Origin of the sequence: Chroococcidiopsis sp. TS-821, assembly GCF_002939305.1 — a bacterium.
GTDB lineage: Bacteria > Cyanobacteriota > Cyanobacteriia > Cyanobacteriales > Chroococcidiopsidaceae > Chroogloeocystis.
Genome location: NZ_MVDI01000003.1, coordinates 424096 through 451041 on the forward strand (window position 1 = coordinate 424096; position 26946 = coordinate 451041).

General features: G+C 43.3%; 24 protein-coding genes and 2 pseudogenes. 11 read left to right on the plus strand and 15 right to left on the minus strand.

The features are described from left to right. The first annotated feature begins 48 nt into the window (after window positions 1-48). The 3 genes from B1A85_RS12275 (at window position 49) to B1A85_RS12285 (ending at window position 3030) form a co-directional block, all read left to right on the plus strand. Window positions 49-537: a YqhA family protein gene (locus B1A85_RS12275; protein WP_104547192.1), complete on the plus strand. Its 489-nt coding sequence runs from the start codon at window positions 49-51 to the stop codon at window positions 535-537. Between the two features lie 238 nt (window positions 538-775). Beyond that, the gene (locus tag B1A85_RS12280) at window positions 776-2137 is read left to right on the plus strand and encodes a cytochrome P450 (RefSeq protein ID WP_104547193.1); all 1362 of its coding nucleotides are present in this window, start codon (window positions 776-778) and stop codon (window positions 2135-2137) included. A gap of 149 nt (window positions 2138-2286) precedes the next feature. Then, window positions 2287-3030, plus strand: coding sequence for a DUF2993 domain-containing protein (locus B1A85_RS12285; protein WP_104547194.1), 744 nt, complete (start codon window positions 2287-2289; stop codon window positions 3028-3030). A gap of 43 nt (window positions 3031-3073) precedes the next feature. Here B1A85_RS12285 and tnpA read toward each other — a convergent pair. Beyond that, window positions 3074-3471: pseudogene (gene tnpA / locus B1A85_RS12290) on the minus strand (IS200/IS605 family transposase). Window positions 3472-3575: 104 nt separating this feature from the next. Between tnpA and B1A85_RS12295 the strand changes: the two are divergent. After that, entirely contained in the window at window positions 3576-4763 is a 1188-nt protein-coding gene (locus B1A85_RS12295) for an RNA-guided endonuclease TnpB family protein (RefSeq protein ID WP_104547195.1), read from the plus strand. Between the two features lie 12 nt (window positions 4764-4775). Here the strand turns inward: B1A85_RS12295 and B1A85_RS12300 are convergent, their stop codons facing one another. After that, on the minus strand, window positions 4776-5558 hold the full coding sequence (locus B1A85_RS12300) for a Uma2 family endonuclease (RefSeq protein WP_104547196.1): 783 nt from the start codon (window positions 5556-5558) through the stop codon (window positions 4776-4778). A 108-nt stretch (window positions 5559-5666) separates the two neighbouring features. Next, window positions 5667-6467: a cAMP-binding protein gene (locus tag B1A85_RS12305; RefSeq protein ID WP_104547197.1), complete on the minus strand. Its 801-nt coding sequence runs from the start codon at window positions 6465-6467 to the stop codon at window positions 5667-5669. A 212-nt stretch (window positions 6468-6679) separates the two neighbouring features. Here B1A85_RS12305 and cysC point away from each other — a divergent pair, with 212 nt between their 5' ends. From cysC to B1A85_RS12330, 5 genes are all read left to right on the plus strand, one after another. Continuing rightward, a complete protein-coding gene (gene cysC / locus B1A85_RS12310) occupies window positions 6680-7330 on the plus strand; it encodes an adenylyl-sulfate kinase (RefSeq protein ID WP_246841405.1) in 651 nt (216 codons plus the stop codon). A gap of 183 nt (window positions 7331-7513) precedes the next feature. After that, the gene (gene crtO, locus B1A85_RS12315) at window positions 7514-9208 is read left to right on the plus strand and encodes a beta-carotene ketolase CrtO (RefSeq protein WP_104547198.1); all 1695 of its coding nucleotides are present in this window, start codon (window positions 7514-7516) and stop codon (window positions 9206-9208) included. Window positions 9209-9441: 233 nt separating this feature from the next. Beyond that, window positions 9442-10548, plus strand: coding sequence for a saccharopine dehydrogenase family protein (locus B1A85_RS12320; RefSeq protein ID WP_104547199.1), 1107 nt, complete (start codon window positions 9442-9444; stop codon window positions 10546-10548). Between the two features lie 113 nt (window positions 10549-10661). Beyond that, complete coding sequence (locus B1A85_RS12325; RefSeq protein ID WP_146087170.1) at window positions 10662-10994, plus strand: hypothetical protein; 333 nt, start codon at window positions 10662-10664, stop codon at window positions 10992-10994. Between the two features lie 184 nt (window positions 10995-11178). Next, window positions 11179-11652, plus strand: coding sequence for a TspO/MBR family protein (locus B1A85_RS12330; protein ID WP_104547201.1), 474 nt, complete (start codon window positions 11179-11181; stop codon window positions 11650-11652). 34 nt (window positions 11653-11686) lie between these two features. Here B1A85_RS12330 and B1A85_RS12335 read toward each other — a convergent pair whose 3' ends face one another. The 3 genes from B1A85_RS12335 to B1A85_RS12345 form a co-directional block, all read right to left on the minus strand. Further along, on the minus strand, window positions 11687-12133 hold the full coding sequence (locus tag B1A85_RS12335) for a WGxxGxxG-CTERM domain-containing protein (RefSeq protein WP_104547202.1): 447 nt from the start codon (window positions 12131-12133) through the stop codon (window positions 11687-11689). 479 nt (window positions 12134-12612) lie between these two features. Beyond that, window positions 12613-13863: a sodium:proton antiporter gene (locus B1A85_RS12340; RefSeq protein ID WP_104547203.1), complete on the minus strand. Its 1251-nt coding sequence runs from the start codon at window positions 13861-13863 to the stop codon at window positions 12613-12615. A 115-nt stretch (window positions 13864-13978) separates the two neighbouring features. Next, complete coding sequence (locus B1A85_RS12345) at window positions 13979-14929, minus strand: branched-chain amino acid ABC transporter permease (RefSeq protein ID WP_104547204.1); 951 nt, start codon at window positions 14927-14929, stop codon at window positions 13979-13981. 141 nt (window positions 14930-15070) lie between these two features. Between B1A85_RS12345 and B1A85_RS12350 the strand changes: the two genes are divergently transcribed. Beyond that, complete coding sequence (locus B1A85_RS12350; protein WP_104547205.1) at window positions 15071-15700, plus strand: DUF1345 domain-containing protein; 630 nt, start codon at window positions 15071-15073, stop codon at window positions 15698-15700. Between the two features lie 8 nt (window positions 15701-15708). Here the strand turns inward: B1A85_RS12350 and B1A85_RS12355 are convergent, their stop codons facing one another. The 9 genes and pseudogenes from B1A85_RS12355 to B1A85_RS12395 form a co-directional block, all read right to left on the minus strand. Next, the gene (locus B1A85_RS12355) at window positions 15709-16935 is read right to left on the minus strand and encodes an ABC transporter substrate-binding protein (RefSeq protein ID WP_104547206.1); all 1227 of its coding nucleotides are present in this window, start codon (window positions 16933-16935) and stop codon (window positions 15709-15711) included. Window positions 16936-17219: 284 nt separating this feature from the next. Beyond that, window positions 17220-17360, minus strand: coding sequence for a DUF2887 domain-containing protein (locus B1A85_RS26135; protein ID WP_371681660.1), 141 nt, complete (start codon window positions 17358-17360; stop codon window positions 17220-17222). 4 nt (window positions 17361-17364) lie between these two features. After that, complete coding sequence (locus tag B1A85_RS12365; protein ID WP_104547207.1) at window positions 17365-18159, minus strand: MOSC domain-containing protein; 795 nt, start codon at window positions 18157-18159, stop codon at window positions 17365-17367. A 144-nt stretch (window positions 18160-18303) separates the two neighbouring features. Next, a complete protein-coding gene (locus B1A85_RS12370) occupies window positions 18304-19371 on the minus strand; it encodes an ATP-dependent 6-phosphofructokinase (protein WP_104547208.1) in 1068 nt (355 codons plus the stop codon). A gap of 4 nt (window positions 19372-19375) precedes the next feature. Then, window positions 19376-20380, minus strand: coding sequence for a dihydroorotate dehydrogenase-like protein (locus B1A85_RS12375; protein ID WP_104547209.1), 1005 nt, complete (start codon window positions 20378-20380; stop codon window positions 19376-19378). A 288-nt stretch (window positions 20381-20668) separates the two neighbouring features. Then, window positions 20669-23347, minus strand: a complete 2679-nt coding sequence (locus B1A85_RS12380; RefSeq protein WP_104547210.1) for a chloride channel protein — start codon at window positions 23345-23347, stop codon at window positions 20669-20671. A 28-nt stretch (window positions 23348-23375) separates the two neighbouring features. Beyond that, window positions 23376-23959: pseudogene (locus B1A85_RS12385) on the minus strand (GDSL-type esterase/lipase family protein). A gap of 56 nt (window positions 23960-24015) precedes the next feature. Further along, the gene (locus tag B1A85_RS12390) at window positions 24016-25326 is read right to left on the minus strand and encodes a TldD/PmbA family protein (RefSeq protein WP_104547211.1); all 1311 of its coding nucleotides are present in this window, start codon (window positions 25324-25326) and stop codon (window positions 24016-24018) included. Between the two features lie 88 nt (window positions 25327-25414). Next, a complete protein-coding gene (locus B1A85_RS12395; RefSeq protein WP_104547212.1) occupies window positions 25415-26278 on the minus strand; it encodes a Tab2/Atab2 family RNA-binding protein in 864 nt (287 codons plus the stop codon). Between the two features lie 345 nt (window positions 26279-26623). Here B1A85_RS12395 and B1A85_RS12400 point away from each other — a divergent pair, with 345 nt between their 5' ends. Continuing rightward, window positions 26624-26887, plus strand: a complete 264-nt coding sequence (locus tag B1A85_RS12400) for a hypothetical protein (protein WP_146087171.1) — start codon at window positions 26624-26626, stop codon at window positions 26885-26887. Window positions 26888-26946 lie beyond the last annotated feature (59 nt).

Below are 26946 nucleotides of genomic sequence, written 5' to 3' on the forward strand. Positions count from 1 at the left end.
AAATTGCCACACCTTTGTCGTTTCTCTAACCCAACATTTTAAATATTTATGATGCGTCGCCTACTCTCTTCCTCAAAATATATTATGATTTTGCCTGCTTTGTCTAATGTTATGGCAGTACTAGTCTTAATGATTTATAGTACAATACAAACCTTTGTTGCTGTTATTGGTTTACTGCAGCGAAGTTTTACTGATGGTTTATCTAAAAGTGTTGTTTTTGATGCTGCTATTAATTTTCTAGAGATAGCTGATATTGTGCTTTTGGCAACTGTCATTTTAGTAATTGGTCTTGGTTTATACGAACTTTTTATTAGTCAGCTTAATTTGCCAGGTTGGTTATTAATTCGCAATCTTGACGATCTCAAAGATAAACTTATTAGTACTGTGGTTGCTGTTATATCAATTCTGTTTCTTGGAGCAGTTGTTAATAATATTCCTAATTTGTTACCTTTTGGTGCTTCTGTAGCTTTAGTCATTGTTGCTTTAGCAATTTTTACTAATTGGGTACCTAGTTGGAAGAAAAAGTCACAGCAATGAGAAAATGAGGTGTTTTTATTGAAGAAAGACCACAAAGCACCCACAGTATACAAAGGAGAGGGAGGAGACTTTTTAGTATTCTTGAGAAAGTTTCGAATAAATAGTTGCGCGGAAAGATATAATATAGGCATATAAAAGTAATAAATATTGATTTATTAGTAACAGAAATATCTTAATTGCGAGCTCTACCGTTGTATAGCAAAGTAACGACTGAACTATAGGAAAAGCTGAAGTTAATATGCGAGTAAATTTGAAAATACAAACTCCTGCATTGTTACAAACTTTGCAATTAATTTCTGAGCCAACAAAGTTTTTAGAAAGTTGCGCGCAGCAATATGGAGATCCATTTACAGTTAGAGTGCTTGGGCTAAAGTCTCCACCAGTTACGTTTTTTAGTAGCCCGCAAGCTATTAAGGAAATCTTTGCTTTACCTGGCGAAAAGTTTGATTTTAAGAAGGCAACTCATGTTTTTAAACCGTTGATGGGAGACAAGTCGATTATTTTACAAGAAGGTCGTAGCCATCAGCGTCAGAAACAATTAATAATGCCACCGTTTCATGGCGATCGCATGAAGGCTTATGGAGAAATTATCTCGCAAATTACAAAAAATGTCACTGACAAGTGGTCTATAGGTAAAGTTATTTCGCTTCAGCACGAAATGTCAGACATTACTTTACAAATCATTTTACAAGTTGTTTTTGGGATTAGTCCAGGAACGCGCTATGACAAAATTAAAACGTTACTCGGTTCGCTATTAGATGATGTCACAAAGCCTTTGTACTCTAGTTTGTTTTTCTTTCCACCGTTACAAAAGGATTTGGGTGCGTGGAGTCCCTGGGGAAAATTCTTACGACGCCGACAAACAATTGATGAATTAATTTATAGCGAAGTTGCGCAGCGTCGGCAAGAAAACGATACCACGCGCAGTAATATTCTTTCAATGTTAATAGCCGCCCGTGATGAAAATGGTCAACCACTGACTGATGTAGAGTTGCGCGATCAATTGGTTTCACTACTGTTATTAGGATACGAAACTACTGCAGCAGCTTTGAGTTGGGCGTTTTATTTAATTCACTCTTCACCACAAGTTTTAGGAAAATTATTACAAGAATTAGCCGCATCTTCAGAACATCCAGAAGAAATTGCGGCTCTCCCTTATTTAACCGCGATTTGTCAGGAAACGCTGAGAATTTACCCGATTGGCTTAATTTGTACGCCGCGCATGGTTAGAGATTCTGTACAAATAGCTGATGACAAGTTTGAGGCAGGGACTATTGTTGTTCCTTGCATTTATTTAGCACACCGTCGCCCAGAAACTTATGCTCAACCCGAACAATTTTTACCGGAAAGATTTTTAGCGCGTAAGTTTTCGCCTTACGAATATTTACCTTTTGGTGGTGGAATTCGTGGTTGTATTGGAGTAGCGTTTTCGATGTATGAAATGAAACTTGTGCTGGCAAATATTTTATCGCGCTTTCACTTAGATTTAGCTGATTCGCGTCCAGCTTATCCTGTACGTCGCGGGATTACCATCGTTCCTTCAGCAAGCGGTATGAAAATGGTAGTCAAAGCACAGCAACCCGCAAAAGTGCTGGTATAAAGGTAGTGGTTTCTACCAAAGTGTTTATTCCGTAATATAGATTTCTGTTGCTGCTTCAACTTCTAGAGTAACAGTTAGAAGCCTTATAAATCTTGAGTTTGTACAACGCAAGCTTGGAGTGAGTAGCATTAGAGGAAATCGCAAATATCATGTTGGATGACGCACGCTTAGAAGAACAGGCAATCAGTAAAGCAGCAGAAATTGGACTTTCTAGCCGAATCGAGCAAGCAGAGGAAATTAATGTTGAGGTAAGAACTGACCTGTGGAAGATTCTACAAGGACAAGCAGACGCAGTGGCGATCGCTGGTGAAGGTGTTGTTCTGCAAAAAGATATCCGCGTCCAGCACATGGAACTGTCGACAAATAAAATTGACATCAATCCTTTCAGTGCATTGCTCGGACAAGTCGAACTTAATCAGCCGGTACAAGCCGACGCCCGTCTTGTGATGTCCCTAGAAGATCTCAACCGCGCGTTGAATAGCGATTATGTTCTTAACCAAGCGCAATTTGATTTAGATGTTGATGGGGAAAAGGTCAACTTGGAAATGCAGCAAATGCAACTCACGCTACCAGGTGGCAATAAGATGGTGTTTGATGGCAAGGTTGTGTTGCAAGAAAAAGGGACTACCCGCCAAATCGCATTTCATGCAACAGCGCGCCCGCGTACGCGAACTGAACCTGTAATGTTAGAAATGTTTAACTGTACTGAAGGTGATGGAGTTTCCTTGGAATTTACAGCTGCATTGATACAAAAAGTCAAGGAATTAGTCAACTCAGCTTACATCGATCTAGATAAAATAGCGCTGCGCGTGAGCAACATGGAAATACAGCAAGAAGGTATCTTACTGCAAGCTCAAGCGTTTATCCGCGAACTTCCAACAATGGAACAATAATATCTTCAAAGTGACCAAAAGAATGGGATCAAGCCCCGTCCTTCTAGGATGGCTTTTCTTGATTTCTGATGTACTGCTTTAGGATCTCTAATGGCGCACCCCCAACAGATACAGCAAAATAACTGGGACTCCACAAAGCTTGTTTATTGGGTTTTGGGTATCCAGCTTGCCCATAACGGCGACTAGAAACCTCTTTCAAAGCGTTAACAATTTGAGAGATAGACAATTTAGGTGGACATTCAATAAGTGCGCGAACATGATTATCCTCGCCGTTAAATCCAAGTAATTGAAAATCCATTTTATTGGCTACTTCTCTAAACGTTTTATCAATTAATTCAAGGCTTTCTTTTGTGAATACAGACCTACGATATTGGTAATGCAGACCAAATGAATTTTTAAGTCTGTAACAGAATGTCTTTCTCTGCGAAACTGGCTTGTCACTTCTTGTAGACCCTTCGGGTGAGCAGTCGCTACAAGTCGGGGAACCCGCCCAACACGCTGCTCACCAATGTATAAAATTCCTACAGACCAATTATACACTGTCTATGAAAGCCAGGTATCAATTCCGTGTCTACCCAACAGACCAACAGCAACAGCTTTTAGCTCAGTTGTTCGGTTGTGTGCGTGTAGTTTGGAATGATGCACTGGCTATTTGTAAGCAGTCCGAGAAGCTTCCTAGTAACAATGACTTACAAAAGTTAGTGATTACGCAAGCTAAGAAGACATTGGAGCGTTCATGGTTGTCTGATGTTTCAAATATCCCGTTACAACAATCTGTTGCTGATTTGGCAGTTGCTTACAAAAACTTTTTCGACTCACTTAAAGGTAAGCGCAAAGGTAAAAAGGTCGGTAGTCCTAAGTTCAAAAAGAAGACTGGGCGACAATCAGCCAGATTTAGAATTGGTGGATTCTCAATCAAAGGAGACGAAGTATATCTAGCTAAAATTGGTAATGTTAAACCTATTTGGTCAAGACAGTTACCATCGGCACCAAGCAGCGTAACAGTCATCAAAGACTGTGCTAACCGCTATTTTCTCAGCTTTGTTGTAGAAACAGAACATATTCAATCTGAAGCTAAAAACCAAAGCATTGGTATTGATTTGGGAATCAAAACTTTTGCGGTCATGAGTAATGGGGAAAAAGCAGTAAGCCCTAATTACTCCAAGAAAGACCGAAAAATTCGTAAACTACAACGTAAGCTAGCAAGACAGCAGAAAGGTTCTAAACGCCGTGAAGTCACCAGATTAAAGATTGCAAAACTTCACAATAAAATCGCAGATACCCGTAAAGATTTCTTGCACAAACTATCAACCAAAGTAGTTAGTGAGAACCAAACTATTGTTTTGGAAGATTTGAATGTGTCAGGAATGGTCAGAAATCGCAAGCTAGCAAGAGTAATTAGTTTGCAGGGATGGAGAGAATTTCGGGTATTTTGTGAGGGTAAATCTCAAAGACTTAATCGGGATTTCAGGGTGATTAGTAGATGGGAACCTACTAGTCAAACTTGTTCTTGCTGTGGGTGTCGTTGGGGCAAGATTGAGTTATCTGTTCGCTCAGTACTTTGTTTGAGTTGTGGTACTGAGCAACAAAGGGATGAAAACGCATCCCGAAATATAGAAATGGTCGGCATGGGGCATCGGCACGACCTTAAACGGACGGGGAGCGACCATAAGACTACTCCCGTAGCTAGTCGCTGTGAGCCGTCAAGAATCACTGCCCTTCAAGGGCAGTGAGTATGTCAAATCCTAAAACTGGTCAGATTGAGGGTCGTCATCTGGATCAATGCCCAAAGCTCTTAGCTGCTGTGCTAATCGTTCAGCACGTCGGCGTTCTTGTTCGGCACGTTGGCGTTCTTGTTCAGCCTCCGTTGAAACCCAATTTCCTTTGCGATCGTACCACCGCAACCACAGGCGATTAATTCCTGCGAATTCGCCTTGCCATAAACCTAAACCGAGTGCTATTTCTGGCATCCAAACTTTAGGTTCGCTAAGGTCGAGTTCTTGATAATGTCCGCCCTGTAAGCGAAAAACTTGTAGGCGTTCAGTGTATCGACTGAAAACCACATAGTAGGGAATTCGTAAAATCTGTTCGTAAACTTGCCATTTTGTTGGTGGTTGGTTATCTTTTTGCTCTGTTCTTCCCAAATCTTCAGCTTCTGTGTCGGGTGAAAGTAACTCAACAACCACAAATGGATTTACACCCTCTTGCCAAATCACGTAGCTAAGACGCAAGTCTCGACCTTCATAGAGTTTTGACACGCCAACTACACCAAACCAGTCCGGACGCTTGTAGCGGTTTGGATGACGGACATCGTAATAAAGATTCATGTCACTAGCACTAAACACCTGCTCCAGTGGATAAGCAGGAGGCTGAAATGTCATCCGCAATAACTCAGGTTGAAAGTCGTGAAACTCATCGGGCAAGCCTGGCTCCTCTGGATCTTCGCTGGGTAAATCATACATCGTGGGTAGCGTTTCTCTGGCAGGACGCGGCGGATCAGTCTGCTCGATGTGTCTAGCAAAAGACATAACAACTTTTGTGATGTAGAAAAGCGTCTTAACAGGTTATCTTAAGTCAGTTTGACAGGTATGAACCTGTATACCACAATCACCGAAAAACAAGTTAACGCGCCAAGCTTACTTATCTCGCAAGGGCCACCACGATACTTTATCTCTAGTCGCGCTGTAAGTTTCCTTCAAACCTTCAGCGTTAACAACTTTAATCGTGTCACTAGAGGGATCGCGTGAGGTTGCTGGTGCCAGTAACTTGACTTGACGCATTCCTTTAATCACTTGCTCAACAGTACGATGGTTAAGTTGGCTAGCACGCGCAATCACGTCAATTGGTAAGTCAAAGACATAAGTTGCGTTTGTCTCTGGTTGATTGCCTAATTCGCGTTCTTGATAGACAAGCGCGCGTAGCAAAGCTGCAACAGCTTGGGGGGGGTAAGTGCTGCAATTGAGTAAATGGTATTGAAACTTTTGTTGAAGTTCAAATAGCAAATCGTAGCGCTGGCGAAAGACTTCACTATCTTTGTAAAGTGCTCGTACCATTTCGACAGGAATCTTGACAACATCCGTTGTTTTATAAGCTTCTACCAAGCTAGGAAACGCCCTACAGATCAATCCGTAGCCAAAAGGTAAACTTTGCATTCCGAAGCAACTACCAGGGTAGCTAATACCAATGACTCGATCTAAAGGAGTGCTGCGAATCACCACAGGTCCCCCAGCCACGATCGCATACAAAACGTCTAGAGTTTCGCCTTTCTGAAACGCTGTATAAATTGGACGACTCGCATATAGCTTAACCTGTGGTATGCCTTCAAGACGCAAGTAGTGACTCAGCCACGTTTCATCGAAGCCGCGAAACAGATAATTGCTTTGAATTAGCACCTTCACAATGTTAGTTTCTGTAAGATGCCCAGCCTGTGTTGCCATGCCAAAGACTTTAAACAAGCGCCTTTTTCATTGTGACATGAAATACAACTGTACCTTTACTCAAATTTGTATTTTGAATGTTTTGCAATTAGATTGCATTTTTAATAAGTTACAGATATGATTGAGTTTCAACAGAAACTGATTTTTACTCTATTGATGATTCAAGGAGTTGTTGCTAGTTTCTGTACTAGGTCTTAAAGTGATGGTTTTCTATGGGACGTAAGATGCAAGAGTGGTTGCGAACAGAAATCGTAGATGATGCGCCTGTAGACGATGAGGAAGAACTCCTTCCTGAACGAAAATATCCAGCAAATCAAGGATTTGTACTCTGGTTAACTGGACTAAGTGGTTCAGGTAAAAGCTCAATTGCTCGAAAACTCGAACAGGAACTTAAAGAACGCAGTTGTTTAGTCGAAGTTCTAGACGGCGATATTATCCGCACCAATCTTTCCAAAGGCTTGGGTTATAGTCGCGAAGACCGCAACACAAACATCCGTCGCATTGGTTTTGTCGCCAATCTTCTAAGTCGCAATGGCGTCGCGGCAATTGTCGCTGCGATTAGTCCTTACCAAGAGGCGCGAGAAAACTTACGCGCTACAACGGAAAACTTTATCGAAGTCTTTGTCAATGCACCGCTTGAGGTGTGCGAAGCACGCGACGTCAAAGGATTGTACGCCATGGCACGTGCTGGTGAAATTCGCGCCTTTACAGGCATTGACGATCCTTACGAGGAACCGACAAACCCAGATATTGTTTGCTACACCGCCGAAGAAACCTTAGAAGAAAGCGTGGCGAAAATTCTCGTAGAACTCGAACAACGCGATTGTATTCCACCCAAACCACAGATTGAATTCTTTATTTAAAATTAAGTTTGCCTAATATAAAAAAGGATTGTCATCCTTGCTTTTTGGCTCCTAGCAAGGTTCTTCCCGATTTTAGCGAATGCGATCGCCATCAAGAATAAGCTCTCTAACTCGCGAATGATTTTGTAATATTTAACTTATTTCTAAGATATCGGGAAGGTACCTGATCGCTGGAGTTTACCCATGCAAGCGTATGATGTTGTGATTATTGGCGCTGGACATAATGGTCTAGTATGCGCTGCGTATTTACTTAAAGCTGGTTATAGTGTTTTATTACTAGAAAAGCGTTCTATTCCTGGTGGGGCAGCGACTACTGAAGAATCGTTACCGCAAGAAGCACCTGGTTTTAAATTTAACTTGTGCGCGATCGACCACGAGTTTATTCACTTAGGTCCGGTTGTTGAAGAACTCGAACTTGAAAAGTACGGCTTAGAATATCTAGAGTGCGATCCTGTCGTCTTTTGCCCGCATCCAGACGGTAAGTACTTTTTAGGTCATAAATCGCTAGAAAAAACCTGCGCAGAGATTGCAAGATATAGCGAACGTGACGCGAAAAAATACGCCGAATATACCGATTACTGGCAACGGGCACTAGGTGCGATGATTCCGATGTTCAACGCCCCACCAAAATCTGTTATTGATATTCTTGGTAACTACGATATTAAAAAAATTAGAGACTTATTCTCTGTCATTGGCGCACCATCGAAAACACTCGACTTTATCCGCACGATGTTGACGAGTGCTGAAGATCTACTCAACGAGTGGTTCGACTCCGAATTTCTCAAAGCACCACTAGCCCGACTCGCTGCTGAACTCGGTGCACCGCCTTCGCAAAAAACGATCGCAGTTGGTGCAATTATGATGGCAATGCGCCACGATCCTGGTATGGCAAGACCGCGTGGCGGTACAGGTGCGCTGGTACAAGCGTTACTCAATTTAGTCAAAAGCAAGGGTGGCGTTGTTCTTTGCGATCAGCGCGTTGAGAAGATTTTAGTCGATAATGGTAAAGCTGTTGGCGTTCGCGTTGCAGGTGGTCAAGAATACCGTGCGAACAAAGGTGTTATCTCCAATATTGATGCAAAGCGAGTCTTTCTGCAACTAGTAGATAAAAGTGATATCGATCAAGTCGAACCTAATTTACGCGAACGTTTAGAACGCCGAATTGTCAATAACAACGAAACAATTCTCAAAATTGACTTGGCGTTAGATGAAGTACCGCGCTTTGAACGATTTGACCATAAAGATGAATATCTCATCGGTTCGGTATTAATTGCCGATTCGGTGAGTCATGTCGAAAAAGCACATAGTGAATGTACTTTGGGTAAGATTCCCGATGACGATCCGTCGATGTATTTGGTAGTTCCCACCGTCCGCGATCCTTCAATGGCACCTCCTGGAAAGCACACCGCATGGATCGAATTCTTCGCACCGTATCAAATTGCAGGTGCTGAAGGTACAGGCTTAAACGGTACTGGTTGGACAGACGAACTTAAAAATAAAGTTGCCGATCGCGTAATTGATAAACTCGCAGACTACGCACCGAATGTCAAAAACGCAATCATTGCCCGACAAGTCGAAAGCCCCGCAGAATTAGGAGAACGCCTCGGCGCGTACAAAGGTAATTATTACCACGTCGATATGACGTTAGACCAAATGGTGTTCTTCCGCCCGTTACCAGAAATCGCAAACTACCGCACGCCTATTGATAATCTCTATCTTACTGGTGCAGGAACTCACCCAGGCGGCTCAATTTCGGGAATGCCAGGACGCAATTGCGCGCGGGTATTTCTGCAAACGCAACAGCCGATCGCCCAAACGCTACGTGATGCGAGAGATTCGATTAAATCTACTGTCGAGTCAGTGTTTAAGATTAACTAAGCTATTTTCGATGCTGTTTGTTTGAAGCTTCTTACCCCCTAAATCCACGCCAGTTGCTACAATGGGGGACACTCCCCCAAAGGCGTACTGGCTCCCCACTCGTGGGGGACTTAAATCTAGAAGCCGCTGCTTGATTGATGTCCGCTACCTCTAAATTTTTAATACCTCGTACAGAGGCACTAAGGCAGTCCTTCTGCTGCAATGATTATTATGATGTGACCAAATCTTAACCAATGACGGCGAGGGTTCTCATTCTTGGAGGTCGGGGGAGGATTGGCAGTAGTATTGCCCAAGATATTGCCACCTATACTCAAGCAGAAGTAATTATCACAACTAGAAAACCAGCCGCAGCGATCGCTGTTAAACAACGTTTGGGTTCTCAAGTAGAGATTTTATCGCTCGATTTAGCAGATATTGCAGCCCTAAACAAAGCGATCGCATCAGCGGATCTTGTAGTTCATAGCGCTGGACCTTTTCACTATCGCGATGCTAGCGTCCTCAAGATTTGCATCGAGCAAGGTGTTAACTACCTTGATGTCAGCGACCATCCTTCTTTTACGCGTAAAGCTTTAGCATACCAGTCAGCCGCAGCAGAAGCAGGAGTTACCGCAATTATTAACACAGGAATTTTCCCTGGTATTTCTAATAGTATGGTACGCGAGGGTGTTGAGCAATTTGACCAAGCCCAACGCATTCATCTAAGTTATCTCGTTTCTGGTTCAGGTGGTGCTGGAGTTACCGTGATGCGCACTACGTTTCTAGGATTGCAGAAACCTTTTGAAGCTTGGATTGATGGTAAATGGCAACAAGTAAACCCGTATAGCGATCGCGAAACGGTTGAATTTCCCAAACCCTACGGGCGATCGCACGTTTACTGGTTTAATATGCCGGAAACTTTTACTCTACCCGAAGCGTTCCCCAGCGTTAAAACCGTTATTACGAAATTTGGTTCGCGTCCTGATTTTTATAATCATCTCACGTGGATTGCAGCGCACTGGTTTCCCAAGCCTTTAATGCAACAGCCAAGTGCGATCGAGTTTTTGGCGCATGTCAGCCACACGATGACCGACGTCACAAATCGTTTTAGTGGTATTGGTGTGGCGATTCGTTCGGAAGTAAGCGGCGATAAACAGGGAACGCAAGCACGTTACTGTTCTACGTTAGTGCATGAGAATACTGCGATCGCTGCTGGTTGCGGTACGGGTAGCATTGCGCAATTCTTACTTGAAGGAAAACTTAAAAAACCTGGAGTCTGGACGGTCGAACAAGCCGTATCGACAGATTTGTTTCATCAAGCGATCGCCAGCCGAGGTATGAAGCTGCATCAAGAATGGCTATAACTTTTTTAGCTCCAATCTATCTTTAGAGAGAAGGCAGCAATAAATATATCAAAGTAGGATGCGATTCTTACAAACTAGCCTTTATCTAACGAGGAAATTTTATGCGTCGGCTTTTGAATTTATGGTTTGCAGTTTGTTTAATAGTTATCTTAATACCCTGTTTCGTTCTTCTGGGTGCTGCTCCTGGTTATGCTGCTACGTATGCAGAACAAAAATTAGTTCCCCCACAGGAAAAATTCCTCACACCTGAAGAAAAAATTGAACGCGCCTACGAATTGGGTGAAGGCGCTGGAATGCTTGAAGAAGCAAAGCAAGCTTCAGCAAATGCTAATACATTAACAAAGCCAAATAAAAAAGTAAATGTAAAAACTGTAACAACGCCCAAAGAAGAAGGTTTAGTAGAAAAAGCGAAAGAAATAGTAGAAAAAGTTAAAGGAAACGAATAGAAAAAACTCAATTTAATATCGGTATTACAGCCTAAATTAAAATTTGAACAGACAGCCTCCAAATAATCAACTATGATTTTTGCTTTCTTACCTAAGGCTGATTAAATTCCAATTGCGAATTGACACGATTGAAATTAAATCAACGTCACCAAAGCGCGATCGCTGTAATCTTGGGTAAATCAAAATGCTTAAACCTTGGATGATTATTGGAGGGATAACAATATTAATTGCCCTAGCTAGTCTGTTTTTTAGACCACGCGATACACAATGGGCAAAAAACTTAAATCGACCAAAGTGGTTAGTTTTTGAACCACTGATTCCTGTTATCTGGACAATAGTTTTTACAGGTGGAGCATTATCCGCTGCAACTGTATGGGAAAATGCCCCAGGAAGTGTCTCAACGTGGTTACTTATGGGGCTTTACTTGTTGTTGGAAGTTGTTACAGTTGCTTATATCCCTGCCACATTGCGATCGCGAAATCTGAAAATTGGTACGACCTTAGGCGCTACTGGAGTTGTTTTAGGAATCGTACTCACGCTCATTGTGGGGAATATTTCAGGCTTAGCAGCTTTGCTACTTTTACCGTATCTTCTCTGGAGTCCTGTTGGTACTTATACAACGTGGGAAATGATGCAGCTAAATCCAGAAGCTACGTAATTAGGGGTAATTGAACATTACCCCTTTTTCTAAATTAGTATCTAGTAGTCGTTCCCGTTCCCGTACCTGTGTTTACCGTATTAGGGTCGCGATACGCTGGTTCAGAAGGTTTGCGGAAGAAGTTTGCTAAGCCAAGTAAACCAATTAATCCTAACAAACCCCAAGAACCGCCACCGCCTCCCCTATCTGTTTGGGTTTCAGTAGTAGTAGTTCCAGTTGTTCCACCAAAGGTAGGCTCTCCAGGAATTGTACCGCCTGTTGTTGTATCGCCATCTGGCGTCGTTGTTGTTCCTGGGGCTGTACCACCAGGGGTAGTTCCTGGCGCGGTAGTCGTACCAGTTGTACCGCCAGGAGTCGTAGTTTCTACTGTACCAGTGCCAGTACCTGCTGTTTGTGCGATCGCAGGAACCGTTAAAGGCAAAGTAGCTAGACTAAAAGTCACACTTGCCAAAATAAGCTTATCTAAATGAAAACGTCTCATTAGCGATTGTGCCTCTTGATTCCAAATTTATAGTTTATTGTTCAACGGTGACTTCTTAAGTCAGAATCATTAATCATTGTGCTGACTTGAGATGTTTATTATGCATTTCTAAGCCTAGAAATGAATTCTCTTAAATGCTTTTTGAGAGGGCAAAGAAATAACTTTATTCTGCTTTGGTAGACGTCTATGCAATCGCTATTCCAATTTTCATGCACCCTCCTTGTTTATTCATCGCTTGTTGTTTTGACGGATATTGCTCCTATAAAATTTAGCCTTTTCCATTTCATGTAACTTCTACCAGAGGAATCAGCTAGTGTTAAGCTAAATAGTATTCATCAATACAACAATTGTTAAATTTAATGCTGCTGAATCCCTGTTTTTGCTAACAGCAAAGACAAACATGCAATGCAACAACGCCTTCATCTAGCTTCTTCCGAGTTCAGGAGAAAGATTTAGAAAGAGGATGAGAATTTACCACATTAGACAGATGCATTGATTTTGCGCTGACGGTTGTTTTTGTATCGGTTGTATGCATTCATCAAAGGTGTCGTACTGATTCCATGCAAGATTACAGATATCACAATTGTGATGTAAGTAATCCAAGCAATTTGTTCGCCTAATTGACCTTCTAACCCATGACCAAAGGCATAGGTAAGATAGTAAATAGAACCAACACCACGCACGCCAAACCAGCCGAATAACCAACGCGTGATTGGACGATAATCGCCACCAATTGTACTTAACCAGGTTCCGAGAGGACGAATGATAAATAATAGAGAACCTCCGATGATTAAAGCGGCGATCGCGTGTTCTTGAATCGCGGGTAATCGTAGCATTGACCCTAAGATTAAAATTGTTCCGACTTCAAGGAGTTTTTCGATGCGTTCAGTAAATTCTTTTTGAGAGAAAGGTTTTTCAGGGTCTTCATAACGTCGTTGTGCGACGACTCCAGCAACAAAAACAGCTAAAAACCCATAGCCATTGACAACTTCGGTTAAAGAGTAGGTAAGCAGAATAATACTCAGCGCCACAAAGTCTTCCATCAAGTCATCGACTTTTGTATGCTTTTGAATATTCTGGTCAATTGTCACCACAATCCAGGGAACTACGATTCCCACAACCATACCGACTGCCACTGCCCAAAGTAAATCTACTGCAACCCATTGCCTAAACCACTCTTGCCAGTCATTACCGTCTTCAAACCAATGAATTCCAAAATAGACGAAGGGAAAGGCTAAAGCATCATTTAAACCACCTTCGGAAGTTAAACCAAAGCGTAACTCATCGCGGTCCTCGGTATGCGTTAGTTGGACTTCTGAGGCTAATACAGGGTCAGTTGGTGCTAAGATGGCTCCCAGTAAAATTGCAGGTCCCCACTCCATACGCAAAAACCAATGCGCAACTGCGGCGATCGCAAAAATGGACAATGGCATCAAAAAGCCGATTAAGCGAATCGTCGAACGCCACGCACTTGCATTTAAAGGGCGATTCATCTTCAAGCCACAACTGAACAGCGAAACAATGACAACGAATTCGGTGAGGCGTTCCAAAAACTGTGCATCAGGACGTACTTGGACGATATTCAACCCATAAGGACCAAGAACAATACCTACCACCAAGTAAATTAAGGCGAAAGAAATTGGTAAACGGGAAATCCATCCTGAACCTAGAGTGACACACAATAAAAGCAGACCTATCACGAGTAGGTCGAGGATGTAAATATCTACCATTGCCACGAACGAATGTGATTGAGGGATGTTAAAAAAGTCTAATGCGATCGCACTGGGTGCTCAATCAGCTTGTAGTGGTATTTATGAATGGGTGAATGGTAATAGGTCAGTGTAACTATACTTTCTGTACAAACCGACGTCCCAATAACCCTTGAGGTCTGACTAACAGCATAATGAATAAGATGCCAAAAGCAACCGCATCCTTATATGCTGAGTAATCGGCGGGGACGAACGCTTCCACCAAACCAATCATTAAACCGCCTAATACCGCGCCAGGAATACTCCCTAATCCTCCCAGAACAATTACTGCTAAACCTTTTAAACCGAAAGCAATCCCAAAATAGGGTCCTGCAATACTCACACTCGAAGCAACCAAAGTTCCGGCTAAACCCGCGAGAAAACTGCTGATAAAAAATGTCAAAACAATATAGCGATCGGTATTAATTCCCAGCAAACTTGCAGTCGTTGGATCTTCAGCAACAGCTTGCATAGCTTTACCGTACTTAGTGCGATTGATAAACAACGTTAAAATTGTCAAAATCACGACAGATACCGTGAAGATCACAACTTGTACGCTGCGAATCGGTACGGGTTGTTCTGCTGTACCAAAGTTAATCGCAGCAGGAAGATTACCGTATGTACCCGCTGGGAAAGTATAACTTTCCGCACCGACTAAATATTGAATGACATTGACAATGACTACCGCGACACCCAAACTCGAAACAACCGTTAAGAGTGGATCGGAACCACGACGACGTAACGGGCGAAAAGCAATACGTTCAACTGCGACGCCGACTAAACCAGCAAGGGTACTTCCCAAAATTAAAGCGACAGCAAACGGTAGCTGAAACGGTAAGACAGCATTAGCAAGCAAACCATTAAACCCAAACGCACCACCCATCAGTGCATATGTAAAATAAGCACCTAAGGTAAAAATTGCTCCATGGGCAAAATTAATAATACCTAAAATCGAAAATATCAGAGTATATCCTAAAGCGAAAATAGCGTACGCGCTGCCAATTGATAAACCATTAAGAACTTGTTGTAAAAATAGCGTTATGCCCATTGTATTTATAATTTTCAGTCACACTTCATATAATCACTCTTCACTCTAGTCTTCAGTAATTAACTAGATTTGATATTAAGATATACTGCTTTTTGCACTTTACATCCTAAAATAAGTAGGCAACCTGTTCGTGACCCTCAGTTGCTAAGAATTTTCAAAGCCCGAACCCGAATAGTAGTATCCATAGGAGTTGCTGGATTAGCCTATCTCCTACTACCGTCTTGGTTACGTCCAGCCGCACGCGTTATCATTGCTTGGAACTTGGGAACAATTTCCTTTTTAAGTTTGGCTTGGTTATTGATTGTCAATGCTACTTCCCAGAAGATGCACTTTCATACGCAACATCAAGACGAGGGAAATTGGACAATTCTTAGCTTGATAGTCAGTACGGCTTGCGCTAGTCTTCTAGCAATTTTCTTCATGCTGAAAGATGACCAAGGGTTACCTATGGTGATTTTGATACTCCACGTCATGCTTGCGGGTTTAACTGTTATTTGCTCTTGGTTACTGATGCATGTGATTTTTGCCCTCCATTATGCACACTATTACTACCGCTCGAACGGAGGCTTAGACTTTCCCAGTGAAAATCTACCGGATTACTGGGATTTTTTATACTTCTCTTTTGGGATTGGTATGACGTGCCAAGTCTCTGACGTTCAAATAACATCACGTATCATGAGACGTCTTACTCTAGTACATAGCATTATCACCTTTTTTTTTAATACGGTAATTTTGGCGCTTAGCATCAATATTATTGCTGGATTAATCTAGTTATAAGATTATTTTAGAAACGCAAATTGACCGCTATTGCCATTATTATTCATCTTAATTTGAGCTACATAAAATTCTTTTTGCACGACCTCGCCTTCAGGAGTAAAAGAAATTTCACCTAATGGAGTTTGATAGTTTCCTGCTAATATTTGCTTATTCAGTTCGTTGCGTAGTTGCGGTAATGGTAAAGTATTAATATCAGTTTTGCTATCTAAAGCTCTGAGGGCTTCTACATAAACTTGTACGGCGGTAAAAGCTTGGGCGCTAAACTGAGGTGGTTCTTTTTTGTATTGACTCATATAAGCGTTGCGAAAAGCTGCATTCATTTCCCCAGGATGTTCGGGACTGTAAGCTTGAGCAATCAATACGCCATCGCAAAATTCTTTACAGACTGTAAATACATTTGATGTATTTAAACCATTACCGCCAACAATTGTGCCTTGATACCCAAGTTCGCGTAACTGCCGCACTAAGTTACCACCATCAGCTGCTAATCCAGAAATAATTACTAAATCGGGTTTTAAGTTTAATGCATTCGTTGCTTGCGTTTGAAAATCTGTATCGGTTGTTTGAAACTTTTGGACTGTGACTAATTCGAGTCCTTGGTCTTTAACAGTTTGTTGAAAAATTTCAGTTTCTGACTTGCTAAAAGCATCGTTTTGTGCGTAGAAAACAGCTACTCGTCTAATATTAGGATTACTCTTTAATGCAGCTTGTACGGAATTTGGCGCAACAACCGATACTGGTGCAGAAACGCGCGCGATGTAATCGCCAATTTGCGGAATACCTTTAGCAGTATTTGATGGTCCAAGCACGGGAACTTTGGCTCTTTCGGCAATAGGATCGGCACTAAACGCTTGTTGTGATAAGGTAGGACCAACAATGCCAACAACGCGATCGTTGTTAATTAAAGTTTGAAAAGCATTAATTGTACCAGCTTCATCGCCACCTGTATCTTGAAATACGAGTTTAATTGGCGTACCGTCGATCCCGCCTTGTTCGTTAAAATACTTTTCAGCAATTTTAGCGCCAGCAACTTGTTCTTGACCTAGTAGGGCGACATTGCTTGTTTGCGCTAATGCAACACCGATAGGAACTGGATTAGAAGATGAAGTTGCTGTTGTATTAGTTGCAGTATTAGTTGTATTTGTACCTGTATTAGCTCCACCACACGCAGACAGTAGTAAAGCTAAAGTTGCAAATAAGGCAGAAGAGCGTGCAGTAAAGTTGTGCATAGTCTGGAGAAAACTATCTATGGGACGATCTTCATTTGACCACGCATAAGCGATCGCGCCAAGTATTTGTAAGTGATTGTTTCGTTACTATTTGTTGCTGCTGTCGTCTCCAGTTTTAAAAAAGTTTACGCCATCAGATCAGTATTAAGATTGCAGTTACGCTGTCTGCCTAACTTCTGCTATATCAAGATAAATCCGCTGCACTTTCGAACTTTCTAGTAAAACTTGATAAAGCTTTGAGACATCAGGTTCTCAGCTGCGCTTCGGGTCAAAATTACAGTATGTCAATCTTGAGTCGAAGGATTTTGGTTAAGAAATAAGAAGAGTTTGGCAAATAGTCGATGATAGAGTAACTGCTCTTTTTGAAATTGAATTTCTACAAAATACACTGTTTGGGTAGGAGCATTCTCTCGCGGAAAGAACACGCCATCAATTATTTTGGTGGGAATAAACTTCAACTGTATCGCCTAAGTGAATACTTTTATCTTGTTGCGTTTTAGGAATTCTTGTATTTACACTCAAGCGAAAGTAGTGATTAAAACGCGATGCTGCTACCCAGGAGGGTAATGTTTCTTGGCGCTTGGCGATGAATGTTTTTTGAAAATGAGGATACGGTGTTGCTGTCAGCGAATCGCGTGTAGGGACAACACAGCGCTGACAAGGATTGATACCTTGAAATTCTACATTTCCTACTCGAAAAGAAACAGCATCACCTGTTGTGCTAAATAGTCGATCTTCCCAAAATGCGGGAACGCCATCGATTTCGATATTGGCACGGATGCGACGGCGCATTTCATCGAGACTTATATTAGGGAACCAAGAAGCAACTTCTATTAGCGTTGCGGTGCTAATTACAGTGGGTCCTGGCGAATCAGTGTCGTCGGGAAAGCCTGTATGCAAGTTTTGTTTTAATTGGACAGAAAAACCAAAAAAACTACTCAACCAAGCTTCTAGCGCTTGTCTTTGGTCATCAAGATGAAAAATTTGTTGGGCTGGATCGCCTTGTATTTGCAGTGTAACAGTCCGACGAGATAGAGAGAAGTGCGATCGCAACAAGTGAACTTGCGCGTTGCGCTTACCATTAACAAATCTACCTTGAGCATCAATAATGGCAAACTCGCGATCGTGCTGCAATGCACCACTTGCTAAAACCGTTGCACTAGAAACGGCAACACCATCGAGTGATTTAATTGGATAAATCAATATACGGGCAAGATGAGGCATATTAGCTTCCTCTACCTTGGGGTGCTGAAATCGTCTTTGGCGAGGCTCATCCCTTTTTCACTTGACTAGCTACGTCGCTATATAAAGCAGCAACAACTCTTATAATACGCACATTCCAAGAAGCGATCGCCGCGATCTTTGGCGTTAGCTAAAATTTCCAATATAAACACCTACAGCGCGCGCAGTTTCAACTAAATAGCTTTGGGGATTGACAAATAAGGGGCAATGTGCAAGCACATCTTGCAGTGGTACAGCGATAACTTGTCCATTTTGCCAAGCAACCATGCGATCGTAATGTTCTTGGGCAACTAAATCAACAGCAGCCTTACCAAAAGCTGTTGCCATGAGTCGATCTGCTGCTGAGGGAATACCGCCGCGTTGGATATGTCCGAGTACCGACGCGCGAATGTCAATGCGATCTGCAAAGTAATGACTGATTTGAGTCGAAATATATTGACCCATACCGCAATCTTTGAAAGTTGCAGTGTCGCAATTGGGCGTTTCGGTTGCAGGTTTGGCGCCTTCAGCAACAACAACGATCGCAAAGCGACGATGAACGCGATCGCGCAAGTTTTGGATGTGCTCGCAGATTTGTGCAATCGAATAGGGAATTTCGGGAATCAAAATGCAATCAGCACCACCAGCAATTCCCGCGTGTAGTGCCAAATGTCCCGCAGTGCGCCCCATAACTTCCACAACCATAACGCGATCGTGACTTGCGGCGGTAAAGGTGAGACGATTTAAAGCATCAGTAATTGTGTTAACCGCCGTATCAAACCCGATTGCCCGTTCGGTAAGCGCGACATCATTGTCAATTGTTTTAGGAATTGCAACAATATTCCAGTTTCCTAAACGCGCCAAATGATGCAGAATTGCTAAACTACCATCACCGCCGATCGCAATCAGTGCATCCAACGCTAAGGCGTGGTAACTAGCGATAATTTCAGTTGCCCGCGCGAGAGTATCGCCTTTATTGATCGTTCCTAAAATCGTACCGCCCATACTCAGCAAAGGATCGATACCGCGCAAATCGAAGCAATGCAGGTCTAACGGAATCGCTTGACGTTCTAGTAATCCTTGCGTTGCGTAGGGAATACCAAGAACTTCCCAATTGTACGTGAGCCGAGCGTGACTCACAACCGCGCGGATGACTGCATTGAGTCCAGGACAATCGCCGCCACTAGTAAGAATGCCAATTCGTTTTTGTCCCATTACTTTAACCGAAGTAATAAGATGACTCGTAGATGCGCGCCCATTCTGGTTTGTAGGTTTGGAGCGATCGCACGTATTGCGCGCGTTCAAAGGCACTTCGATCGGGGCAGTTTTGACGACTTAATATTCCTTGCAACTGCTGTACCGATTCGTACTCGTGTTCTGTCATCCATTGCACAAGTTCGCGTTCGACCGTGTGGAGGTGGAGAATGCCATGCTGCAAGAGTACAGAACACAGCATTGTCACATTAGCGCCCACCATGAGTAGCTTAACCACATCTTGTCCTGTGTGAATCCCACTTGTTGCAGCTAAACTAGCGTTAATGCGTCCATACAAAATTGCAATCCAACGCAGCGGTAAGCGCATGGCTTGCGGCGTGCTTAATAACACGTTTGGCTCAACGGTGAGAGTTTTGAGATTAATATCGGGTTGATAAAAGCGATTAAACAGTACCAAAGCGTCTGCACCTGCATCGTCACATCGCTTTGCCATATTCGCCATGTTAGTAAAGTAGGGGCTAAGCTTAATCGCTACGGGAATTGACACCGATGCTTTGACTGCACGCAAGATATTGATGTAAGTTTGTTCGATCTGTTCGCCTGTCACTTCCATGTCGGTAGGAACATAGTAAATATTGAGTTCTAGTGCATCTGCACCGGCTTGCTCAATTTGGCGGGCGTAGTTCGTCCAACCGCCAACTGACGAACCGTTGAGACTGGCGATAATCGGAATATCTACGTGTTCTTTGGCGCGACGGATATGATTGAGGTATTCTTCTGCACCGACGCGAAACCTAGCATTCTCAGTACTTGCTGTACTGTGCGCAAGATCGTAGGCTTCTTGCCGTTGCGATCGCAGTTGTTCTTCAAACAGCGAATGCAGAACAACTGCAGCTGCGCCTGCATCTTCCATGAGTTTGAGGTTATCAATATCTTCGGACAGGGGTGATGCTGCTGGGATCAATGGCGATCGCAGTGTTAACCCCATATAGGTTGTTGTTAAGTTCATAGAGTAATATTGGCTTTGTTAATGACACCGATTTGTGGTTTTAGCAACTTATTTACCCATCTATTTATATAGAAAATTGGTGTGAGGAAATTGTGATGTTTTACAAGAAGAAACGTGGTGTACAGTAGGGGTCAGAGGTTAGAGGTCAGGATGAAACTCTCCTCAAAGCCATCACTACGAGCTATATGAAGAGAATCGCGAATAAATTCGCCACTATACGAACAGGGTAGTATACCTGCGTGGACTTATGATAATCTCAATAGAAAATCGTAGGCTATCTAGAATTGATTATTGCTGATTTAGCGAACCGCGTACTAACATCACAGTACATTTAGCACGGCTAGCGATTTCTGCGGGAATGTTGCCTTTCATTGCTTGTTGCAGTAATCCCTCGCGACTCGCACCTAGCATGACAACATCGATTTTGTCTTTCTCGATGACGTGAAGAACGCCTTCAACTACCGAAGCAGCTTTCACCGGAGTTGCCACCACAGCACCGACGGAATTGCGTCGCCGAATTAAATATTGCAGCCCGCTTTTGAGAACTTTCATGTCTAGTTGCGTTTCCGACGGTGGAAAAACCTGACACAAGCGAATATACGGTGCGTGACTTATATTAATTAAACCAGGAAGTAGTTTGATAGCAGCATTCGCATTTGGACCGCCTGCCATTGGCAGCAACCAGCGATTAAATTGGGGAGAAGCTTGTTCTGTATTTTGTAAGAGAGTTCCAGTATCTTTCTCTTGAGTTGCTAAATCTTTACCTGATTCGCGCTCTTTACCGTTTGCACCTGTCCCAAATCTTACCAAAACAACATCACACGTTGCTTGGCGAATCAAAGTATCGACTACACTACCAAAAACTCGACCTGGAGTAATCGTTTTTCCTTTCCAACCCATTAACAATAAATCGATATGGCGTTCTTGTACTGTCTCTAAAATTGCTTGCGATACATCGTGCGCAACGCGGATTTGTGTATGGATGGGAATATTCCATTTGCGTGCTAAGATTTCAGCTTCGCGCAACAACCGCCGACTTTTTGCGGTACTCACTTCCGTTTCGGCGGGAGAACTGCGACGGGGAACGAGAATAATTTGCAGACACTCGAGTTCGTAGTGACGTTCGCGGGCGATCGCGGTTGCTAAATGCAATAGGGAAACTGCTGTTTGCGGATTTGCCAAAGGAACGAGTAATCGACCTCTACCAATACTTGGCGATCGCGTTTGATACACAACATACGAAGGCTGCGGTTGCGGACCTATTTCGCGCGTTTCACCGTTGAGTTTATCCGCTTCGGCACGAATAATATCTGCCCGCGTGATAATTCCAATCAATCGTTTATTTTCCACAACAGGTAAACGACTGAGATTAAACCGATCTAACCGATACAGTACCTCGCTTAAGCTATGCAACGGATGCACTGTCACTGGTTGCGGTGTCATAATTTCGCTTAAAAGCGTATCCCCAGGAAGTTCTAATTCGCGTGCTTTTGCTAAATCCGATTGCGTAACGATTCCGACTAACTTACCCTCATCAACCACCGGAAAGCCGCGGTGTTGCGATCGCGAAAATGCCTGGACAGTTTCATCTAAACTCAATTGTGCGGCTAAAGTTTCGACGCGCGGTTGCATCACGTCTTTCGCTTTGAGTTCGATTAAAAGTCCCTGAGTTGGACCTTCTTTTTCTAGATGAATGCCTTTTAATTCCAGAAGTTTGTCGTATAGTGAACCAGGGAAAAACTTATCTGCAATGAGGTACGCTGTCACCGAACCGATCATCAGTGGTAACACCAAGTTGAAATCGGTGGTCATTTCAAACACAATGACGATCGCTGTGATGGGAACCTTGGAAACGACGCTAAAAAACGCTCCCATACCTGCAAGCGCATAAGTAGATGGCGAACCGAATCCAAATAGACTTTGTTCGGTTACGCCGACAAGATAGCCCAGCGACGAACCTAAAATGAGACTTGGTGCAAACAATCCTCCAGGCGCGCCCGAACCAAAGGCAATGAGTGTTAGCGTAAACTGGGCAACAAAGGCGATCGCCGCTAAAGACCAATGCGCATTTCCGGTAATTAAAAACTCGCGTAGTCCTGTATTATCGCGAAACGCAGCGGGTAAAAACGCGACGATTAAACCAGAACTTCCACCCGCGATCGCCATTTGCAGTGGTAAGCCTAAATGCGATCGGTTGTAAAATTTTGAGCTAGCAATAATACCTCGGTTAAACAACGAACCTAGTATTCCAGCTAAGAGTCCTAGCAACAAAAAAAATGGTAGTTCGGTGAGGGAAAAACTCGTTTGGGAAGCCGTTAAGACGAGATTCAGTTGTAAAGTTCTTCCCCCTAGAATGCGCGAGACAACCGCACCGATAAATGAGGCGATAATTGCCGTACCTAGCGTTAAACCTGATAAATCTTGCAGTAACTCCTCAATCACAAATAATACCCCTGTAATGGGGGCATTGAATGCGGCGGCTAAACCTGCACCCGCACCTGCTGCAATCATTTGTCGTCGATGTTCGGGAGATGTGGGAAACCACCGGCTAAATTGTGCAGCTAAAGCCGCGCCGATATGAACAGTGGGTCCTTGTCTTCCCAGCGTTAACCCTGAACCTAGGGCAATTGTAGAAGCGATCAGTTTAACTAAAGCTTCGCGCAACGACAACTTAACAGGTGCATCCGCAAGATTTGCTTTCACCTGCGGAATTCCACTTCCTGATGCTTCGGGTGCTAACTGTTGTAAAAGAAACCCCGCAACGTATCCTAATCCAAATCCAATTCCTGGCAAGATCAGCCAAGGTGGAGATAAATTAGCAGCTTGCACGCGCCACGCACCAATCCAACCAACTCCGACACGCAGTACAATTGCAGAAAACGCGGCGACTAATCCGATCAAACACGCTTCAGCGATCGCTAAACGCCGACGCGGTAAAAGCCATTTACGGAAGGGCTGAACTGACATTAAGGGTGAATGTAATAAACACTACTCACTAAAACCAAGATAACCAAGAAGACCAGTTTTGGACGATGTTTGCCAATTCTGTATAACCACCTGCACGTGGATGGTAGCCGTCATTCGCTGCGGCTTCTTGAAACCAAATTGTTGAAGACTGCAACTTAGTAAAAGTATCTAAATATGCAATGTCTAGTTTTGACAAGCCTCAGCATATTGTGCAGATAAACGCGCAATTCTTTGGTTTTGTTCGCAATTTGGTGTTGGCGGCAATCCTACCATTAATGTAGGAAACATCTGCTTTGCAACACCAAGAATATGATATAAGTTCTCAATAGACGTGGAAAAATCTACGCGAGTTTTACCGTTTTCTACTGTCGTATCATTCACACCAAACGAAAATACAACTCGGCTATCAAATGCTGAACTCAGGCGACAACTTACTTCCTCTAGCCAGCACTTTTTGAGTTCTGTACTCGTTTGCCTGCGGACTCCTAAATTGTAATAAGTGATGTCGTATCCTTGTTTGCAAGCCGCAGTACAAATCCTTCCTGTCCAACCCAAACATTCAGGATCGCCCGTACCGTTGACGCAAGATTCACCAAAAAAGCAGATGCGCATGATATTAAAAATGTGGCTAGTGACTAGCGGCGAGAAAAAAATTAATCATCAATCAATTAACCTCTTCCTGTCGTCGATAATCCTTCAACAACAACAGACGGAGTGTAACAACTCCCGTTCCACTCAGCATCGCCACCAAGTGCCACTAATTGTTTGAGTGCTGCGTACACATTTCCCGCAACCATTGTATCTTTCACGCGCCCTAAAACTTGCCCGTGTTTTACGCGGTAGCCTAAGTCAACATTGATCGAAAAGTCACCAGAGATGCTACCGCCACCACCCAACATTTGATCGACAATAATTCCATCATCGAGCTTATGAATCAAATCCAGGAGTGAACCAGAACCAGGCTGAATCAGTAAGTTAAACATTCCTGGTGTGGGGTAGCTTCCTAACCCAGGGCGAAAGCCGTTCCCTGTACTACTGATATTTAGTTGACGTCCGGTGGTGCGATCGCAGTAGAAATTTTGTAAGATGCCATTTTGAATAAATACAACTCGTTGCGTAGGCGTACCTTCATCGTCAAACGGACAACTATACGGTCCCGCTTCAGGGTCTTGATACAACGTGAGTATAGGAGAGATTACAGGTTTACCGACGCGATCGCTCCACGGCGAAGCTTTTTCGATAACTCGCTTGCCATTTAACGCTGCTTGCACAGTTCCCCATAGCATATCCGCAGCTTTGGAGGTGAATAAAACAGGAACTCTCCCTGCGGGGGATGCGACATTTTCTGTCGCCCAGTCGAGGCGTTGGATAATTTGCTGTGCAATTTTTTCTGGTTGTAAGCTACCGCGTTCGGTTTGTCCGTCAGAGACACTCAAAAAATCATCGCCGCGTACCCACTCAGCGGATACGTAACACCCCAACGTCGTATCGGTGTAGTAGCAATCTAAACCGAGTGAGTTAACTAATCGCGTCGTTTCGACATCACTATCCCACTCAGCACTAATCAAAACTTCAGGGTAAACATCCCGAATTAAAGCGATCGCTTGTTTTCCCCACTCGACGAGTTGTTCTACGCTTACCGCTTCCCCTAAGTCAGGATAAAGAGATTGCGAATGACTCTCAACTTCAATTGTTTCGGGTTCATTGAGTTGACTCAGTGCAATGGCGCGATCTACCAACGCTTGGGGTTCTACAGAGCCATAAGCTACCGCGAGTCCTGGACGTCCGTTGCGCCACAGTCGCAATGCAGTTCCTTCTGCTTGAGTACTTTCTAGTTGCTTGAGGCGATTCGCTTCAAAAAAAACTGGTCGAGAAAGCGATCGCGATTGATACACCTCAGCTACCTCAGCCCCTGCTTTTATGGAGAGATCGAGTAGTTGTTCTGCAAGTGACGATTGTGATAAGTTTTCAGAACCCATGAGCGATGCTGAGTGTGGAAGTGGTAATAAAGCATTAAGCACAAGTACGATCGGCGATCGCAGGTACTTTTATAGCTCTGCAACCAATTTACGGCAGATTGGGTTCTTGTAATAGCCAAAATCCTGCAAAAGCTTCTACTTCTGGGTTTGCTTGGACTGCTAAAAAGTGAACTCCATTCGCTTGTTGTTTAGCATTTTCAAAGCCTTTGGCTTCTGCGATCGTCTGAGGATCTTTAAAGCTAGCCAAGATCCAGCTTTCCGTCACGCCAGTTTCTAGAAGAAGTTGTGGTGTTTCTTTACTGTCAAACTTGATATTGGCTAACTCTAAACCTGACATCCACCCTGCTAAAGGCATAGCGCGGGGAGATAACACGATTACTCCAGGAATTTTTGTATCAGGTTTAACGCCTGCGATTTCCAGAGGAAAAGCTTCGCCAAAACCAATTTCCCACTCTGGCATATCGGCAAATGCAGCCGCTTCTAGCGTCACAAATGCCCATTGTTGCCCGATTAAGGCATCAGGTAAACGTTGCGGTAGCGGTACTTCCATGCGTACTGAAGGATTCGTTGCAGCTTGGTATCCAGGTTCTTGCGGATAAACTTCCTCCATGCGTTGTTGCAGCCACAAATTCAACGCCAACGTCCGGCGACTCGGTTGTGCGGGAATTCCTAAGTCTTGGCAAGCTTTCGTAATCATATTATTCATCTGACGGCGAAAGAAGCGGAATTTGACAGGTGTTACCCCTGCTTGGGCGATCGCTTCTTCTAACGCAGTGCGCAACCACACCGAGTTTACCTGCGTACTCGGACAATACTTGGCGAAGCGAAATAGCGCATCAGGTTTGGCACGGATATCTGTAAGACTCTCGCATACTAAAACTTCCCAAACTTTTTTTTGGTTCTCATCCAAAATTGGACGTGAGTAGAAATCAATTTCCCAGATACTGCCCATGCTTTGCCGTCAAGATATGACTACACGATTTGATCGTACAAGGTAATGAAGCGATCGCGAAGTTGCAATTGCAGAATCGAGTTTACTGACTTTTCAGCAGTCACGTGCAGTAATAGCCAGCTAGTAAACGGTACGTTGTTCGTTCCAGGACTTCTGTTTGCTTTTAATCTCTGAGCCTACACTGCATTACCAATTACATGAATATTTTTTACAAAAACCCACATTTTTTTGAAAAAAAGATGTCTGAGATTGTTGTCAGTAGTTAGAAGCTCAAAGTTACAAATTCAAATTCTGCAAAAAGTTTACGCATTTGAAACGCACTTTGTACAGATTGGGAGTTGTGAAATGACAGTCATCACAGCCACACACACCTTTAGCAGTAATAATTTTGAAACCATCGAGACAGCATTTAATATTCCTCGCCGGAGAATTTGTGTCTTTCCAACAGTACCATTGCGCGTGAGAACTGCGTTTTTTACCACCGCGAACTCTAACAATGGTTGCATCAACTATGGTGGAATTGCCTCAATTGCTGTTCAACGGGTTCAAGCTAAGGGTTTTCCAGGTCAAACTATCCAAATTGAGCAGAGTCTTCCGGTGGGAGGGTAACGATTCAACTATCGAGGACTTTTGACACTTCATTATGTTAACTTCTAGGGCTTTCCCTA

What these genes read in the sequence shown, in the direction of transcription:
- B1A85_RS12275 (WP_104547192.1), top strand. Translation starts at nt 49, where the DNA reads ATGATGCGTCGCCTACTCTCTTCCTCAAAATATATTATGATTTTGCCT.
- B1A85_RS12280 (WP_104547193.1), top strand. Translation starts at nt 776, where the DNA reads ATGCGAGTAAATTTGAAAATACAAACTCCTGCATTGTTACAAACTTTG.
- B1A85_RS12285 (WP_104547194.1), top strand. Translation starts at nt 2,287, where the DNA reads ATGTTGGATGACGCACGCTTAGAAGAACAGGCAATCAGTAAAGCAGCA.
- B1A85_RS12295 (WP_104547195.1), top strand. Translation starts at nt 3,576, where the DNA reads ATGAAAGCCAGGTATCAATTCCGTGTCTACCCAACAGACCAACAGCAA.
- B1A85_RS12300 (WP_104547196.1), bottom strand. Translation starts at nt 5,558, where the DNA reads ATGTCTTTTGCTAGACACATCGAGCAGACTGATCCGCCGCGTCCTGCC.
- B1A85_RS12305 (WP_104547197.1), bottom strand. Translation starts at nt 6,467, where the DNA reads ATGGCAACACAGGCTGGGCATCTTACAGAAACTAACATTGTGAAGGTG.
- cysC (WP_246841405.1), top strand. Translation starts at nt 6,680, where the DNA reads ATGGGACGTAAGATGCAAGAGTGGTTGCGAACAGAAATCGTAGATGAT.
- crtO (WP_104547198.1), top strand. Translation starts at nt 7,514, where the DNA reads ATGCAAGCGTATGATGTTGTGATTATTGGCGCTGGACATAATGGTCTA.
- B1A85_RS12320 (WP_104547199.1), top strand. Translation starts at nt 9,442, where the DNA reads ATGACGGCGAGGGTTCTCATTCTTGGAGGTCGGGGGAGGATTGGCAGT.
- B1A85_RS12330 (WP_104547201.1), top strand. Translation starts at nt 11,179, where the DNA reads ATGCTTAAACCTTGGATGATTATTGGAGGGATAACAATATTAATTGCC.
- B1A85_RS12335 (WP_104547202.1), bottom strand. Translation starts at nt 12,133, where the DNA reads ATGAGACGTTTTCATTTAGATAAGCTTATTTTGGCAAGTGTGACTTTT.
- B1A85_RS12340 (WP_104547203.1), bottom strand. Translation starts at nt 13,863, where the DNA reads ATGGTAGATATTTACATCCTCGACCTACTCGTGATAGGTCTGCTTTTA.
- B1A85_RS12345 (WP_104547204.1), bottom strand. Translation starts at nt 14,929, where the DNA reads ATGGGCATAACGCTATTTTTACAACAAGTTCTTAATGGTTTATCAATT.
- B1A85_RS12355 (WP_104547206.1), bottom strand. Translation starts at nt 16,935, where the DNA reads ATGCACAACTTTACTGCACGCTCTTCTGCCTTATTTGCAACTTTAGCT.
- B1A85_RS12365 (WP_104547207.1), bottom strand. Translation starts at nt 18,159, where the DNA reads ATGCCTCATCTTGCCCGTATATTGATTTATCCAATTAAATCACTCGAT.
- B1A85_RS12370 (WP_104547208.1), bottom strand. Translation starts at nt 19,371, where the DNA reads ATGGGACAAAAACGAATTGGCATTCTTACTAGTGGCGGCGATTGTCCT.
- B1A85_RS12375 (WP_104547209.1), bottom strand. Translation starts at nt 20,380, where the DNA reads ATGAACTTAACAACAACCTATATGGGGTTAACACTGCGATCGCCATTG.
- B1A85_RS12380 (WP_104547210.1), bottom strand. Translation starts at nt 23,347, where the DNA reads ATGTCAGTTCAGCCCTTCCGTAAATGGCTTTTACCGCGTCGGCGTTTA.
- B1A85_RS12390 (WP_104547211.1), bottom strand. Translation starts at nt 25,326, where the DNA reads ATGGGTTCTGAAAACTTATCACAATCGTCACTTGCAGAACAACTACTC.
- B1A85_RS12395 (WP_104547212.1), bottom strand. Translation starts at nt 26,278, where the DNA reads ATGGGCAGTATCTGGGAAATTGATTTCTACTCACGTCCAATTTTGGAT.
- B1A85_RS12400 (WP_146087171.1), top strand. Translation starts at nt 26,624, where the DNA reads ATGACAGTCATCACAGCCACACACACCTTTAGCAGTAATAATTTTGAA.